Below are 15,339 nucleotides of genomic sequence, written 5' to 3' on the forward strand. Positions count from 1 at the left end.
CCCCGTTTGTTCGATACCGAATTCAGGAACCGCTGACGGAGCGACCGGCCGACTTGAGGTCGTTGCAGGCCTCGAGCACGCGCGCGGCCATCGAGGACTCGGCCTTCTTCAGGTAGCTGCGCGGGTCGTAGGTCTTCTTGTTGCCGACCTCGCCGTCGATCTTGAGCACACCGTCGTAGTTGGTGAACATGTGCCCGGCGACGGGGCGGGTGAAGGCGTACTGGGTGTCGGTGTCGACGTTCATCTTCACCACGCCGTAGCGCAGCGAGTCCTCGATCTCGGACTTCAGCGAGCCCGAACCGCCGTGGAAGACGAAGTCGAACGGCTGCGCGTCGGCGTCGAGGCCGAGCTTGGCGGCCGCCACGCGCTGGCCCTCGGCCAGCACCTCGGGCTTGAGCACCACGTTGCCCGGCTTGTACACACCGTGCACGTTGCCGAAGGTGGCGGCGAGCAGGTACTTGCCGTTCTCGCCGGCGCCGAGCGCGTCGATGGTCTTCTCGAAGTCCTCGGGCGAGGTGTAGAGCTTGTCGTTGATCTCGGCCTCGACACCGTCCTCTTCACCGCCGACGACGCCGATCTCGACCTCGAGGATGATGTTGGCGGCCTTCGAGAGCTTGAGCAGCTCCTTGGCGATCTCGAGGTTCTCGTCGATCGGGATGGCCGAGCCGTCCCACATGTGCGACTGGAACAGCGGGTTGAGGCCGTTGTTCACGCGCTCCTGGGAGATGGCGAGCAGCGGACGCACGTAGGTGTCCAGCTTGTCCTTGGGGCAGTGGTCGGTGTGCAGCGCGATCGTCACGTCGTATTTCGCGGCGACCACGTGCGCGAACTCGGCCAGCGCCACCGCGCCGGTGACCATGTCCTTCACGCCCTGGCCCGAAGCGAACTCGGCGCCGCCGGTGGAGAACTGGATGATGCCGTCGCTCCCGGCCTCCGCGAAGCCCTTGATGGCGGCGTTGATCGTCTCCGACGAAGTGCAGTTGATAGCCGGGAATGCGAACGAGTGCGCCTTGGCCCGGCCGAGCATCTCGGCGTAGACCTCCGGAGTCGCGATAGGCACAGCAGTGACCTCCGTCTGTGGGGAGCAAAAAACCAATTCTGTCAGGCCACACCCTAGGTTAGGAAGTGATCGATGAGTTCACCGGCTGGTTTCCACCTCCTCGCCCACACCCATTCACTTCACAGCCGCGACCGGTACTGTGGGGCCCGTGACTTTGCTGGCGGTTTCCGATGTGATGACGCACAACCTCGCGTTGACCCAGTTGCTGGACCCGATGTATCTGCTCCAGGACACGTGGCTGAAGAACGCGGTGCTACCCGCCATCCTGGCGATTGTCTTCATCGAGACCGGCCTGCTGTTCCCGTTGCTGCCCGGTGACTCGCTGCTGTTCACCGGTGGCATGCTGGCCGCGCAGGGCAGCCCGAACATCTGGGTGCTCGTCCCGCTGGTGATCGCGACCGCGTTCGCGGGCGACCAGTGCGCGTACTGGATCGGGCGAAAAATCGGGCCCGCGATCTTCCGTAAGGAGGACAGCCGCTTCTTCAAGAAGCAATACGTCGTCGAGACCCACGAGTTCTTCGAGAAGCACGGCCCCAAGACGATCATCCTGGCCAGGTTCGTGCCGATCGTCCGCACGTTCATGCCGGTGCTCGCCGGTGTGTCGAAGATGAGCTACCGCAAGTACGTGGCGTTCGACATCGTCGGCGCCGTGCTGTGGGGCGGCGGTGTGACGATCATCGGTTACTTCCTCGGCAATGTGCCCTTCATTCGCGACCATGTGGAAGCGATCTTCCTGCTGATCGTGTTCGTCTCGATCCTGCCCGCCATCATCACCGTCGGTAAGAAGGTCGTGCTCGCGCGTCGCGCTGTCCCGGTTGTCCCCGTGGTGCCCGCCGAGCCTGCCGAACTGGCCGTCTCGACGAACAAGACGCTCTGATCGACGTGACAGCGGGACCATCCACCTACGCCGTCGGCAGCTTCGATCCGCTGGTTTCGGCCGGGCCCGCTGTGGTCTGCACGGTCGTGCTGGTGTTCGTGTTTCTGGAATGCGCGTTCATCATCGGGCTGTTCCTGCCCGGCGATTCGATGCTGATCACCGCGGGTATCGTGCTCGCCTCCCACGCCAACGGCGAAGCGCAGGTGTGGGGGCTTTCCGTCGGCACCATGCTGGCGGCGATCGCCGGGAACCAGGTGGGATACCTGGTCGGCCAGCGCACCGGCCATCGTGTGGTCGCGCGCAAGAACGGCCGCTACATCAATACCGAGAACTTGGCGAAGGTGACGCATCTGCTGGAACGGCACGGGTTCTTCGCGGTGATGATCGCCCGCTGGATCCCGTGGGTGCGCACGCTGTGCCCGATGGTCGCGGGCGCGGCCGGGATGGATCACCGCAAGTACACGATCGCCAGCACCATCGGCGCGATCATCTGGGCGCCGGTGCTGCTGCTCATCGGCTATTACGCGGGTGAGTTCCTCGAGCGGGTGTCGTGGTTGATGCCCGCGGTGATCGGCACCCTGGTCGTCGGCCTGATCATCGGCACGGTGATCGGCATCCGGCACTACCGCCAGGAAATGGCCAAGCCCGCCGAGGACTACGAAGTCGAGTGCGAGGCGGGTGTCGGCGAGCGCTAGAGGCCCGCGGCGCTCACCTGGTAGGCGGCTTCCATCAGCATCCAGCCCGACAGCTGCACCGACAGATCGCGTTCGGGAACCACCGACGCGGTCACCGAACCACCCGCGGTGAACTTGCCCGCGCCCGCCGAACCGCCCGGCAGGCGGGCCGGTTTGCTCCAGTCGTAGCCGAACAGCGGTTCGCCCTCCACCTCGAGGCGGTTGCTCCAGGCTGCGGTGGCCGAGGTCTTCACGATGGCCGCGGCGATGCGGCGCGCGGCCTCGGGGCGTTTGCCCTCGCCCGGCAGCATCAGCGCGACGACGGCCAGGTAGCGGGCGAGGATGCCGTTGAACAGGCCGCCGTCGCCCCCGCCACCGCCGGAGATCACCAGTCGGTGGGTCATGTGGTCTTCCACCGCGTCGACCAGGTCGACGGTGCGGTCGATGTGGCGGTCGTCGTCGGTGTGTACCGCCAGCTCGGCTTCCAGGCCGAGCACCACACCCTGGCAGTAGGTGAACGTGGGTCGTTCGATCTCGCCGGAGGGCAGGTGGATGCCGTCGAGGACGAGACCGGTCGCCGGGTCGCGCAGGGTGTCGTGCAGCCAGTCGGCCATCTGCTGGGCGCGTTCGACCTGGCCGAGTCGCAGCAGGGCGATGCCCGCGGGGCCGTTCGCCGGTGCGTTGTAGAAGTCGGACCGCACCCGCCACGGGATGCCGCCGCCGACCCCCGGGTTCCACGAGCTGTAGAGCTGCTGTTCCAGGGCGAGCAGACCGCCACGCGCCGCGCTGAGTTCCTGGGTGCGTTCGGCGCGTTCGAGTGCGATGGCCAGCCAGGCCATGTCGTCGTAGTAGCGGTTGGTCCAGCCGGTGATGTTGCGCATGCGGTGCGAGCGCGCGATGGCGGCGATGCGCCTGCGCCGGGCCGGTGTCGGTACCCGGTTCGCGGCGTCGATCGCGCAGTCGAGCAGGTGCGCCTGCCACCAGTAGTGCCAGCTGCCGAACAGGCGTTCACGCCGGGTGGCCGGCCAGCCGACGACACCCAATTCCGTTCCGGGACAACCCCACAGCGCGCGCAGGTGGCGCGAGATGATGGCCGATTCGGCCATGTCGGCGCGTTCGGACCACAGCGCAGGGGTCGGTACGGATCCGGTATCAGTCGGCTGCGGGCGCCGGCCCCCACGCGAGGTCATGGGGTCCATGTTGCCAGGTCGGTGTGCATGCGGGGCAAGGAAATTGTGGTCTGTGGCGACCGGTGTGGCGTGGCAGACCTGATGTGACGCGCGGGGTTCAGGTGATCGGCCAGGCCAGTGACAGATCGGCGTGCTGACGGATCCAGGTGTGCATGGCGATACCTGCCGCGACACCCGCGTTGATGCTGCGGGTCGAACCGAACTGGGAGATCGAAACCGTGAGGGCGGCAGCGTCTTTCGCGTCGTCGCTGACGCCGGGTCCCTCCTGGCCGAACAGCAGGAGGCATTCGCGCGGCAGCTGGGCGGTTTCGAGCGGCACCGAGCCTGGCACATTGTCGACGGCTACCACGGTGAGTCCTTCGCGGGCGGCGTAGTCACGCAGCTCGGTCAGGTCGGCGTGGTGGACCAGGTGCTGGTAGCGGTCGGTGACCATGGCGCCGCGCCGGTTCCAGCGGCGCCGGCCGACGATGTGCACCGCGGCGGCGGCGAAGGCGTTGGCGGTGCGGACCACGGTCCCGATATTGGCGTCGTGGCCGAAGTTCTCGATGGCCACGTGGAAGGGGAAGCGGCGGGCGTCGATGTCGGCGACGATCGCCTCGCGCCTCCAGTAGCGGTAGGCGTCGACCACATTGCGGCGGTCGCCTTCGGCGAGCAGCACCGGGTCGTAGCGCTCGTCAGTGGGGGCGGGCGTGCCGTACTCCTGCTCCCACGGGCCGAGACCGTGTGGATGTTCACCCCACTCGGTGGGTCCCGCGACGTCGGCCTCTGGTTCGATCACCCGCAGGATGCTAGCTCAGTAGGTCGATGTGTCCGCCGACGCACCGATCACCATGAGCACCACCGCGAGCACGATGAACAGCAGCATGATGCCGAGCATCGCGGAACCGATGATGCCCATGATGTAGCCCGCGTACACCTGCGAACGGCCGCCGATCGTGCCGTTGGACGCGTCGATCTCGGCCAGCGCCGACTTGGCCTTCAGCCAGGCGAACGGCGCGGTGAGACCGCAGAACGACACCCCGATCACCCCGAGCACCAGCACGAGGGTCGACTCCGGGTGGTCCGGCGGGCGGTAGTAGCCCTGCCGCGGTAGCGGGTAACTCATAGGCCGCATGGTAGCCGGGGCATCAACCCTGCTCGGTCATCATCGGGGGATCCGGCTCGGGGGTGGGCAGCGCGACCAGGGGGCTGCCCCGGCGCAGGGTGCGCTGCCAGCGCAGCGGATCGTAGACGGCGGGTTCGGTTTCCTCGATGAACTGCCGGATGAGCGTCACGAAGCGGTCCGGATCGAAGTGGTGCGGGAAATGACCGGCGCCGGTGAAGATTTCGATGCGACTGCCCGGGAATGCACGATGCGCGCGGGTGGCGTGTCCGGAGGGGATGACGGTGTCGCGGGTGCCGCCGATGACCAGGGTGGGCAGGTGGGCGGCCAGGTAGCCGCGATCGAGCATGGTGATGGTCTGCCCGCGCCGGTCGGCTGCCGCGCGGATGGTCCGGAGGAAGGCGTTGCGGGCGCCCGATTCGGCCAGGCCGCCGTAGAGGCGGAGCACGTATTCGGCGTCGGGTCCGAGACCGAGCCCGCCGACCGCCGTGACCAGCGGGATCGCGGCACGCACCACCGTACGCACCGGCCAGCTGGTGACGGCCATCAGCGCCGGCCCGGCGCCCGCGATCGTGGCCAGCCGGAACGCCGGGTGCACGCCCGCACCCATGCCGGCCGGGCACACCAGCGCGAGCCGCTCGACCTTCTCCGGGAACTGGTAGGCGAACTGCAGGGCGACCCCGCCGCCGAGCGAATGCCCGACCACGGTGACCCGTTCGACGCCGAGCACGCTGAGCAGGTCACGCATGCCGTTGGCATAGGCGGCTACCGCGTAGTCGGCGCGCGGCTTGGCGGATTCACCGTGCCCGAGCAGGTCGGGTGCGATGACGGTGTAGTGCTCGGCGAGCGCGTCGAAGACAGGAGCCCAGGTCCCGGAACTGTCGGTGATGCCGTGGATGAGCAGCACCGGCGGACCTGTCCCGGCCATCCGGTACGCACGCCGATACCCGTGCACCTCGATGAACCGCACATTCCCGTTCATCAACGAAGCGTGCGCGCGGGGTGTTGCGGGACGACAACACGCAGGTAAGCGACATGTGACACCGCGTATCAGCTACGCGGTGCACAGGGCTTCGCCTCAGGTCAGGCGGATTTCCGCGGCGGCGCGGCCGAAGAGCTTGCGGCCCTCCGAGGTTCCGCTCAGCAGCACGGTGGCCGCGCGGCGGTCGGTGTCGATCGACTTGATCTTGCCGGAGAACTGGATCTCGCCCGCCGCGGTCGGTGGGACCGGGACGAAACCGGAGAAACGCACGGCCAGCTTCTCGATGGCGGTCGGGTCACCGAGCCAGTCCGTGAGGTACTGGGCGGCCAGGCCCATGGTGAGCAGGCCGTGGGCGACGACGGTCGGCAGGCCGGCCAGTTCGGCGGCGCGGTCGCTGAAGTGGATCGGGTTCGGGTCGCCCGAGACGCCCGCGTAGTTGGCGAGGTCGCCACGGGTGACGCGCGCGGTGGCGACCGGCAGCTCCATGCCCTTGGTCAGCGATTCGAACCCGGGGCCGGTGTGCACGGGCACGAACTCGCGCGGCGGCACGGCGGGAGCGGGGCCGGTGCGGCGGATCAGCAGGTCGTCGGCGATGCCGGTGTCGCCGGGACGGGGATGCATGCTGATGTTCTCGACGGCCTCGACGATATTGGGGTCGACCTCCACGCCGCGGCGCGCGACGATGGTCGTCGTCCCCTGCACCGCCACCTCGTCGTGCTGGTTCACCAGCTTGAAGCCGACATTGACGAAGTCGTTGTCGGCGAACTGGCGGATCGACTCGATCTCGATCTCCGTGCGGATCCGGTCGCCTGCCAGCATCGGGCGGAAGATCTCGAACACCTGGTCGGTCTGCAGCACCTGCGACAGGTCGTACTCGGTGAGTACCCCGTCGAGCAGGGCGCGGGTGGCGCTCATCCCGATCACCGACGCGAAGGTCGGCGGTGCGATCACCGCGTCGTAGCCGAGCTTGCGGGCGTCGACCTCGTTCTGGTGCGCGAGGTGCGTGTTCTGCACCGCCCGGGCGAATTCGCGGATCTTCTCGCGCCCCACCTCGTAGTGATCGCGGAATCCGAAGCGCTGGCCCACCAGCGCCGCCTCCGGGACCACAGCTTCGATGTCCGGCTGCGACGTTGTGTGTTCCGTGCTCATGATCCGAAAAATGATACTGGGTGCACAGTGCCCGATACCAGTTATGTGTGACCCGTCATAGCACCTCTGACCGGCGCTACGACGGGTCATCGCCGGTTCAGGGTGCTGCCGTGGGGTCGCACACCTTCCAGCCGCCGTCGGTCTTCTGCAGGTCGAAGGTGCGTGCGGTGCGCTTGGATTCCGCCGCCGTGTACACCGTGGCCTCGGCCAGCGCCGTGTCGTCGGTGATCCGCACCGCGTCCACGCTGTCGACCACCGGAATGGACCCCTGCTCGGTCGAGAGCTGATGCACGCCCTGGAACTGCTCGGTGCTGATGCCCTGGTAGAAGTCGTGCAGCTGCCCGCAGGTGGTGGACCTCAGAGTTTCGAGATCACCGGCGCGCAGTGCGTCGGTGTACTCACCGATCACCGCCCGCACCTGCCCCTCCGGCGAATTGTCACCCGTCGTCATCAGCACGACGCCCACGATCAACGCGATGACGAGCACCGCTGCACCCGCCGCCGCCAACAGCAACCGCTTCGAACGACCCGCCCCTGCGGCGTTCGCCTGCTGCTGCGGTGCGGCCCCTTGCTGACCCGGCTCGATCCGCTGCGGAGGTGCGACTTGCCGCTGCCCATCCGCCAGGTGGTGCGCGGGCCGCGTCGGCTGGATGTCAGCAGGAGAAGGTGCCCCTGGCCCCTGGCCACGAGCAATACCCGCCCCTTGCGCACCATGCTGCGCCGACGGGCGCGTCTCCTCGACCCCTGGTCCCTGCGGTCCGCGAGGAGCTCCTGCCCCTTGCGGACCCTGGGGTGCCGACGGGCGGGTCTCCTCGATCCCTGGTCCTTGCGGTCCGCGAGGAGCTCCTGGCCCTTGCGGACCCTGGGGTGCGGACGGGCGGCTGTCCTCGGCCCCTGTTTTTTGCAGTCCGCGCGGAACTCCCGGTCCTTGAGGTGCCGATGGCCGTGCGTCTTCGGCCCGTGGTCCTTGCGGTCCGCGAGATGCCCCCGGTCCTTGCGGCCCTTGCGGCCCTTGCTGTCCGCGCGGCCCTTGGGATGCGGATGGCCGTGTGTCTTCGACGCCGGCTCCCTGCGGTCCGCGGGGAGCGCCCGGCCCCTGGGGTCCTTGCGGTGCGGACGGCCGTCTGTCTTCGGCCCCGGCCCCACGGCCCCCCTGCGGTCCCGACGGGCGCGCGTCCTCGACACCGGGCCCCTGCGCTCCCTGCTGCCCTGCCTGCCTTGGCCCCGCAGGACCGCGCGGCGTGCTGGGCGGCGGCGTCACGGCCCGCCCACCGACAACCCGATCCGTCCCTCGCTGCACCGGAAAAGTGGTGGTAGGCGCATCCGCGGGATTGACCACGCGCATAGCAACGGTCTGATCCTCCGACCCGGATTCGCCCGTGCCGGAAGAACTCTCGCCCTTCTTCGACAACCCGCCGGCCCCGGCAGCAGCCCCAGCTCCAGCCGCAGCGGCCGTAGCCCCAGCCGCACCGCCGAGAGCTTTGCCGCCGCTCCCACCCGTCTGGTCCTGCGCCCGGGCATCCCCGCGCTGCTGCCCGGAACTCGTGGAGAACTTCTCCGTCGCATCCGAGCCCTGCGAATCACCCTCACGCACAGCGGATTCAGAGCCAACAGGTCGAGGCTGCCCCGCATCGTTGCTGCCACGCGACTCTTCTCGCGCACCACGGGCGTCGGGTGCTCCAGCCCGCTCGATGTCGCGTGCAGTCTGCTCCCCGCGCGAATCATCTTGTGTCGCTTGAGTATCCGCGGCTACGGCCCGTTCGACCGCGTTCGGGCGCTGCTCGCCACGCTGCTCATCAACCCCCGAGTGGTCCACGCGCTCCGCGTCGCCTCGGCTCCCCGCCGAAACGCCACTGTTTGCTGCGGAAGTGTCACGGTTGGTGGACGCACCGGAGGGTTCGATCGAATCGCTTGTGCCGGGTCCGGATCCACGCGCGTCAGTGGGCGCGCCCTGCTGCCCGGCGTTGGGGCGATCACCCGGCGCCATCCCGACGGTCGGCACATCTGCCGCACCCTGCTCGCCTCGATCGGTAGACGTCGACGGTCCGCGTCCGGGGATCCGCATCGCGGTGGTCGGCGCATCGGCCCCACCGAGGCCTGCGGGATCAGGCTGTACCGGCGAATCGCCTTCGCCGCCAGTCGATTCCCCGGGAAGTCCCTTCGACAACCCTGCCAACGGCGATCCGCTCGCCGCCGCTGCCGAGCCCTGCTTTCCGCCCGGCTCGCGTCCTTGCCCGGCAGCCTGGCCCTGCCCACTGCCACGTCCGGCGGTCGCATCCGGCCCATTCGACGGCCGGTCACCACGCTGCTGCGATCCGGCTCCACGCTCCGCGCCGCCCACACCACTACCGCCGCGAGTATCACCTTCGCCGCCACCGGGGTGGCCGCCCTGTCCAGGCTGGTTCGCTGGTGCTCCAGCCGCAGAGCTCTGCTGACTCTCGACAACGCCTCCGGGACGACCTCGACCGCCTGCCTGTTCACCCGAAGGACGCTGTGCGGCAGGACCATTCGTTGCCCGCGCGACCGGCGCCGCACGTCCTGGCCCCTGCTGTGGGCCGGGCCGACCTCCTTGGGGCGCGCCAGAAGCGTTGGGCCCGTTCGGCCCTGGTGCGTTCCCCGGTCGCCGGCCCGCAGCCCTGGGGTCACCGGACCCCGGTGTACCCGAGCGATCGTTCGAGGGTCCACTCGCTGGTCGCCCGCCCGATCCAGCTCCGGGCCCGTTCACGGGACGCCCAGCCGCCCCGGACGCGTTTCCCGGACCGTTCGCTCCTGGAGCGTTTCCCGGACCGTTCGCTCCTGGAGCGCTACCCGGACCGTTCGCCCCCGGCGCATCGACCGGCCGCCCGGCAGCGCCGGGGTTGTTCGGACCACGGCCCGCCGCGCTGCCCGCTCCCGGCGGCATCGGATTCCCACCCTGGGGAGGACGATTTCCCGGACCGGCGGGACTCAGAGAACCGGGCCCCTGCGGACCACTCACCCGCGGCCCGGCCGGACCCTGCGGCGCACCAGGACCCTGCGGCGAACCAGCCCCACCGGCAGGTCGGAACCCGGGTCCGTAAGAACGTCCCGCACCCTGATCGCCCGGCAGCTCACTGCGCCGGATGACAACAGTCTCCGAGGTCCCGGCGGTCGCGCGCTCCGGCTCGGTCACCGCGTGCGGCACCGATTTCGGGGCTTCGGAACCCGGGCGGGTCGACTCGTCGGGCGACGGGTCGGCGTCATGGTGTGTCCCGGCCGCACCGGGACCACGGTCCTCGGCTGCTGGGTTGTTCTCGTCGGTCGGGTCGGACACCTAGTACCCCTCGCTCAGGCTCGAACGTTGAACTCCCGCCCAGCCTAATGCGCGGCGCGCGGGGGAGTTCGTCGATCACCCGTGGCGGGGTGGGTGGGCGTGGCGGTGCACAATGAACCCATGACCTCCTTCGGTGACCTGCTCGGACCGCAGCCGGTCCTCCTCCCTGAACTGATCGACGCCGAAGACGCCATCGCGGCGGGCACCGACCCCGTGAAGGTCGCCGCCGATCATCCGGCCGCGTCGATCGCGTGGGCCCAGCTCGCCGAGGCGGCGCTCGAGCGCAGCAACGGCGAGGTCGATCACGACACCGTCGCCGCCTACGCCTTCGCCCGCACCGGCTACCACCGCGGCCTCGACCTGCTGCGTCGCAACGGCTGGAAGGGTTTCGGCCCGGTGCCGTGGTCGCACGAACCCAACCAGGGGTTCCTGCGCAGCGTCGGCGCGCTGGCCAAGGCCGCGCAGGTGATCGGGGAGACCGAGGAATACGCCCGCTGCCTCGACCTGCTCGAGGACTGCGACCCCAACGCCGCCACCGAACTCGGTCTCGACTAGCCGGTCACCGGTTCGCAGGTGAGCGAGCACAGGCCGTTCGTCGAGGTCGCTACGCCCGTCGTAGCGGCCGCGAAGGTGAGTACCGTCGGCCGGTTCCGGCAATCGGTCGAGCGGTTGCGGCTGTCGGCGATCCCGATCATCCAGTGCGCGCTGGGCGCCGCGCTTGCCTGGTTCATCGCCCACGATGTGATCGGCCATATCGAGCCGTTCTTCGCCCCGACCGCGGCCGTGGTGTCGATCGGGATCTCGTTCGGCGCACGGATCCGCCGCTCGGTGGAGCTGGTCGTCGGTGTCGCGGTCGGCATCGGTATCGGTGACCTGTTCATCGCCCAGGTGGGCACCGGTGTGTGGCAGGTGGCGCTGGTCGTCGGCGGTGCGATGGCGGTGTCGGTGTTCCTCGACTCCGGGGCCATCATGACGATTCAGGCGGCGGGTTCGGCCGTGCTCGTCTCCACGTTGAACCAGGCTCCGGGCGCGGGTCCGTCCCGCATGATCGACGCGCTCGTCGGTGGCCTCGTCGGTGTGTTGATGGTGGCCGCCATCCCGCTGCATCCGGTTCGTCGCGCGCGTGAGCACGCGGCGCAGGTGCTGGATGTGATGAGCAAATCCATGACCGAGTGCGCCGACGGTCTGCTCGAGCAGAGTGCGGACAAGGTGCACGACGCGCTCACCGCCGTGCGCGCCACCCAGAGCCAGATCGACGGACTCCGCTCCGCGCTGGAGGGCGGCCGCGAGGTCAGCCGCATCTCCCCGCTGTACTGGAATTCGCGAAAACGCCTCGCCCGCATCCGGGCCACCGCCGACCCGCTCGACAACGCCGTGCGCAACACCCGCGTGCTGCTGCGCCGTTCGCTCACCCTCGTCCGCGACGACGAGGTGCTCGATCCGCGCCTGATCGACCTGCTCCGCCAGCTCGGCGGCGCCACCGACGTGGTGCGCAAGATGATGCTCGCCGACCCGGGCGAGCAACCCGACCAGGCCGAGGCGGCCCGCTGCCTGCGCAGCGTCGCCAAGAACGCCCGCCCGGAACTCGTTGTGGGCGCGGGCCTTTCAGCGCATGTGGTGTTCGCCCAGATTCGTTCGATCGTGGTCGACCTGATGGTGGTGTGCGGGATGCAACGCATCTCCGCGATCGCACTGCTCCCGCCGACCGTGCCGAATCCGTATGTCCCGCCGGAGGACTGACCCAGACTGTCAGTACCAGAAGCGGGTCAACCGGCTACCGTTGCCCGCCCAATACCGCGGGATGCCGGAAATATCGAACAGTAAGTACACGGCCTCGAAGAACACCCGGCTGAGCGGGGTGAAAAAGATGACGGCGAAAAGAATCAACATGCCGTACGGCTTGAACTGGTCGAGCGAGCGCCGCGTCTGATAGCTCAGCGACGGCTCGACGATCCCGTAACCATCGAGGCCCGGCACCGGGAGAATGTTCAGCAGAAACGCTGTGAGCTGCAGGAACGCCAGGAAACTCAGTCCGAACCAGAAGGCGGCGTGTTCGGTGGCCGACCCCATCGCACGGATCACGATCAGCAGCACGATCGCGCACAGCAAATTCGAGAACGGGCCGACCGCGCTCACCAAACGCTGGATGCCCGAACGGAATCGGGTGGTGTCGAGATAAACCGCGCCACCCGGCAGACCGATTCCGCCGAGCGCGATGAACAGCAGCGGCAACACGATCGACAACACCGGATGGCTGTATTTCAGTGGATTCAGCGTGAGATAACCACGCGCCTCCACATCGTGGTCACCGGCTCGCCACGCCACATAAGCGTGCGCGAATTCGTGCAGGCACAGGCTCACGATCCAGCCGAACACCACAAGCACGAACACGCCGACCTTGGCGCGCACCGATGACACGTCGGCGTCCCACGCCAGCGCACCACCGAGCACGGTGACGGCCACGATCAGCAGAAAGACCGGACTCGGCCGCACCGCGCCACGGGTGCTCGGAAAGGAGTAACTCATCGCACCAGCAGCCAGGGTTGTTCGAAGCGGTAGAAGGTCGACCGGGGGACGGTGCGTTCGGCGGTGATCCCGTCGCGGGTCACGATCGCGCCGGGCGTGCCGAGCTGGGCGGCGCGCCCGCCGACCCAGCGGCGTTTGCGCAGGCCCTTGCGTACCCGCGCCCGCACACCCGGCATCGCCATCGTCGGGGAGATCAGCATGGTCGTCACCGTGCCGGTGAACAGCAGGGTGTCGTCGACATAGGCCTCGCCCTCGAGCTTGGCGCCCTCGACGCCGGTGATGCTCGCCCGGCCCACCAGCACCGTGCCCGTGTCGTCGCGGATCAGCGGCGTCTCGACGGCCCGGCCTTCCAGCGCGGTCTTGGCGGCCGCGTTGCCGGTGCCGGTCTGATAGACCCGCGAGGCATAGGTGGTTTCGACCGGCACATAGCCGATCTCCACGTGCAGCCGTTCGGTGCGCATCAGATGGGTGAGCACGGAGGCCAGGCCGGCGTCGTCGCCCAGCACGATCAGGCGGGGCAGGCTGTCGGCGGCCAGCACCGGCAGCAGCTCGTCGATCACGGCGACATCGGGTAACCGCTCGGTCTGCGTGGTGGGGAGTGAGGCGAGAGCGATCGGGACCGGCAGGTCACCACATCGGAGAACGTGGGTACTCAAACTGCGGTACACCCTCCTCGGTCGGGTCGACGGTGTGTCGCCCATGAGCGCGGCAATCCCCCTGCCGGCAAGTAACCGTAACCGATGATGGCACGCCCGCCGGGCGCGGGGCGGGGCGCTGGACAGGGCGCGCGAGTGCCGTCGGCTAGACTGTGTCTCCGGCCACCGCCTCAGTACGGCAGGTAGCTGCAGTACAAGCGTGCTGCTGTCGATCTGTAGGAGACTCCGAAATGCCGGCTATCGTCCTCATCGGCGCCCAGTGGGGCGACGAGGGTAAGGGCAAAGCTACCGATCTGCTCGGTGAGCGGTTGCAGTGGGTAGTCCGTTATCAGGGCGGCAACAACGCCGGTCATACGGTGGTGCTCCCCAACGGTGACAAGTTCGCGCTGCACCTCATCCCGTCCGGCATCCTCACCCCCGGTGTGAAGAACGTCATCGGCAACGGCGTCGTCGTCGATCCGGGTGTCCTGCTCGAGGAGCTCGCCGGACTCGAGGAGCGCGGTGTCGACACCACCGGCCTGCTGCTCTCGGCCGACGCGCACCTGATCATGCCGTACCACGTGGCCATCGATAAGGTCACCGAACGCTTCCTCGGCAACCGCAAGATCGGCACCACCGGTCGCGGCATCGGCCCCTGCTACCAGGACAAGGTCGCCCGTGTGGGCGTGCGCGTCGCGGATGTGCTGGACGAGAAGATTCTCACCCAGAAGGTCGAGGCCGCACTGGAATTCAAGAACCAGGTGCTGGTGAAGATCTACAACCGCCGCGCGCTCGACCCGCAGCAGGTGGTGGACGAGGTGCTCGCGCAGGCCGAGTCGTTCAAGCACCGGATCTCCGACACCCGCCTCGAGCTGAACCTGGCGCTCGAGCGGGGCGAGACTGTGCTGCTGGAAGGCTCGCAGGGCACCCTGCTCGATGTCGACCACGGCACATACCCGTTCGTCACCTCCTCGAACCCGACCGCGGGCGGTGCAGCGGTGGGTTCGGGCATCGGCCCGAACAAGATCGACACGGTGCTCGGCATCCTCAAGTGCTACACCACCCGCGTCGGCTCGGGCCCCTTCCCGACCGAACTGTTCGACAACTTCGGTGAGTTCCTCGCCAAGAACGGCGGTGAGGTCGGCGTCACCACCGGTCGCGCCCGTCGCTGCGGTTGGTTCGACGCCGTGATCAGCCGGTACGCCACCCGCGTCAACGGCGTCACCGACTACTTCCTCACCAAGCTGGACGTGCTGTCCGGGCTGGACACGGTGCCGATCTGCGTGGCGTACGAGATCGACGGCGAGCGGGTCGAGCAGATGCCGACCACGCAGACCGAGTTCCACCACGCCAAGCCGATCTACGAAGAGATGCCGGGTTGGTGGGAGGACATCTCCGCCGCCCGCACGTTCGAGGATCTGCCGGCCAACGCGCAGGCGTATGTGCTTCGGCTGGAAGAGCTCTCGGGTGCTCGGATTTCGTGCATCGGTGTGGGGCCGGGGCGTGACCAGACGATTGTCCGCCACGACGTGCTGGCTTGAGTTCGGTGTGAAGGGTCCGGTGCCACTTCGGTGGTGCCGGGCCCTTTTTGTTTTGCGCCCACAGGGTATTGGGCTGTGTTTTTGGAGCGCTGGCGCGCTCGAGCGCGGCCCCTGAGGGGCCGCGCGAACAGCGCTCGAGACTCGCGCCTGCGGCGCATGCGCTTCGAGCGCTGTTCGCGCGGCCGGGCCGCTGCGCCGCTTCGCGGCGGACCCTCCTCGAGGTCGGGTCGTGCGGGGCTGGGAGTGCGGTCATGGCGGACTCGAGTGGTGCCGGGTGGCTGGTTATGTCGGGCAGCTATCGATTTGAGCAT

At 68.5% G+C, this 15,339-nt stretch carries 14 protein-coding genes; 5 read left to right on the forward strand and 9 right to left on the reverse strand.

The window, feature by feature from the left end:
• Nucleotides 1–22 precede the first annotated feature (22 nt).
• A complete protein-coding gene (gene fbaA, locus HYG95_RS19975; protein WP_181699924.1) occupies nt 23–1,060 on the reverse strand; it encodes a class II fructose-bisphosphate aldolase in 1,038 nt (345 codons plus the stop codon).
• A 172-nt stretch (nt 1,061–1,232) separates the two neighbouring features.
• On the opposite strand from fbaA, the gene HYG95_RS19980 reads away from it, so the two are divergent.
• Together HYG95_RS19980 and HYG95_RS19985 are read left to right on the forward strand one after the other, a co-directional pair.
• Entirely contained in the window at nt 1,233–1,937 is a 705-nt protein-coding gene (locus HYG95_RS19980; RefSeq protein WP_370465850.1) for a DedA family protein, read from the forward strand.
• A gap of 5 nt (nt 1,938–1,942) precedes the next feature.
• A complete protein-coding gene (locus tag HYG95_RS19985; RefSeq protein WP_181699926.1) occupies nt 1,943–2,632 on the forward strand; it encodes a DedA family protein in 690 nt (229 codons plus the stop codon).
• On the opposite strand, the gene HYG95_RS19990 is transcribed toward HYG95_RS19985, so the two are convergent.
• The 6 genes from HYG95_RS19990 to HYG95_RS20015 form a co-directional block, all read right to left on the reverse strand.
• A complete protein-coding gene (locus tag HYG95_RS19990; protein WP_181699953.1) occupies nt 2,629–3,717 on the reverse strand; it encodes a glycoside hydrolase family 76 protein in 1,089 nt (362 codons plus the stop codon). The two genes, HYG95_RS19985 and HYG95_RS19990, sit on opposite strands and share 4 nt — an antisense overlap.
• Nucleotides 3,718–3,898: 181 nt before the next feature.
• Entirely contained in the window at nt 3,899–4,579 is a 681-nt protein-coding gene (locus HYG95_RS19995; protein ID WP_370465849.1) for a TrmH family RNA methyltransferase, read from the reverse strand.
• A 15-nt stretch (nt 4,580–4,594) separates the two neighbouring features.
• Nucleotides 4,595–4,906 (reverse strand): DUF4190 domain-containing protein, encoded by a 312-nt coding sequence (locus HYG95_RS20000; protein ID WP_181699928.1) that lies wholly within the window; start codon nt 4,904–4,906, stop codon nt 4,595–4,597.
• Between the two features lie 22 nt (nt 4,907–4,928).
• Entirely contained in the window at nt 4,929–5,885 is a 957-nt protein-coding gene (locus tag HYG95_RS20005; protein ID WP_181699931.1) for an alpha/beta fold hydrolase, read from the reverse strand.
• A gap of 96 nt (nt 5,886–5,981) precedes the next feature.
• Entirely contained in the window at nt 5,982–7,034 is a 1,053-nt protein-coding gene (locus HYG95_RS20010; RefSeq protein WP_181699933.1) for a fused (3R)-hydroxyacyl-ACP dehydratase subunits HadA/HadB, read from the reverse strand.
• Between the two features lie 97 nt (nt 7,035–7,131).
• Nucleotides 7,132–7,521, reverse strand: a complete 390-nt coding sequence (locus HYG95_RS20015) for a hypothetical protein (protein WP_181699936.1) — start codon at nt 7,519–7,521, stop codon at nt 7,132–7,134.
• 2,925 nt (nt 7,522–10,446) lie between these two features.
• On the opposite strand from HYG95_RS20015, the gene HYG95_RS20020 reads away from it, so the two are divergent.
• Nucleotides 10,447–10,881, forward strand: a complete 435-nt coding sequence (locus HYG95_RS20020) for a DUF3151 domain-containing protein (RefSeq protein ID WP_067484401.1) — start codon at nt 10,447–10,449, stop codon at nt 10,879–10,881.
• Between the two features lie 75 nt (nt 10,882–10,956).
• Nucleotides 10,957–12,066, forward strand: coding sequence for an aromatic acid exporter family protein (locus HYG95_RS20025; protein ID WP_243749823.1), 1,110 nt, complete (start codon nt 10,957–10,959; stop codon nt 12,064–12,066).
• Between the two features lie 9 nt (nt 12,067–12,075).
• Here HYG95_RS20025 and HYG95_RS20030 read toward each other — a convergent pair whose 3' ends face one another.
• Nucleotides 12,076–12,852, reverse strand: a complete 777-nt coding sequence (locus HYG95_RS20030; protein ID WP_181699938.1) for a site-2 protease family protein — start codon at nt 12,850–12,852, stop codon at nt 12,076–12,078.
• Nucleotides 12,849–13,508: a hypothetical protein gene (locus HYG95_RS20035; RefSeq protein ID WP_225278314.1), complete on the reverse strand. Its 660-nt coding sequence runs from the start codon at nt 13,506–13,508 to the stop codon at nt 12,849–12,851. The genes HYG95_RS20030 and HYG95_RS20035 overlap by 4 nt, the downstream gene beginning before the upstream one ends.
• Nucleotides 13,509–13,738: 230 nt before the next feature.
• On the opposite strand from HYG95_RS20035, the gene HYG95_RS20040 reads away from it, so the two are divergent.
• Entirely contained in the window at nt 13,739–15,028 is a 1,290-nt protein-coding gene (locus HYG95_RS20040; RefSeq protein WP_181699942.1) for an adenylosuccinate synthase, read from the forward strand.
• Nucleotides 15,029–15,339 lie beyond the last annotated feature (311 nt).

Source organism: Nocardia sp. GTS18 (assembly GCF_013839555.1).
Classification (GTDB): domain Bacteria; phylum Actinomycetota; class Actinomycetes; order Mycobacteriales; family Mycobacteriaceae; genus Nocardia; species Nocardia rosealba.

Bases quoted from the DNA above. Each gene is read 5' to 3' on its own strand.
- HYG95_RS19990 (WP_181699953.1), bottom strand. From the start codon at position 3,717: ATGGCCGAATCGGCCATCATCTCGCGCCACCTGCGCGCGCTGTGGGGT.
- HYG95_RS20000 (WP_181699928.1), bottom strand. From the start codon at position 4,906: ATGAGTTACCCGCTACCGCGGCAGGGCTACTACCGCCCGCCGGACCAC.
- HYG95_RS20005 (WP_181699931.1), bottom strand. From the start codon at position 5,885: ATGAACGGGAATGTGCGGTTCATCGAGGTGCACGGGTATCGGCGTGCG.
- HYG95_RS20020 (WP_067484401.1), top strand. From the start codon at position 10,447: ATGACCTCCTTCGGTGACCTGCTCGGACCGCAGCCGGTCCTCCTCCCT.
- HYG95_RS20040 (WP_181699942.1), top strand. From the start codon at position 13,739: ATGCCGGCTATCGTCCTCATCGGCGCCCAGTGGGGCGACGAGGGTAAG.
- HYG95_RS20030 (WP_181699938.1), bottom strand. From the start codon at position 12,852: ATGAGTTACTCCTTTCCGAGCACCCGTGGCGCGGTGCGGCCGAGTCCG.
- HYG95_RS20010 (WP_181699933.1), bottom strand. From the start codon at position 7,034: ATGAGCACGGAACACACAACGTCGCAGCCGGACATCGAAGCTGTGGTC.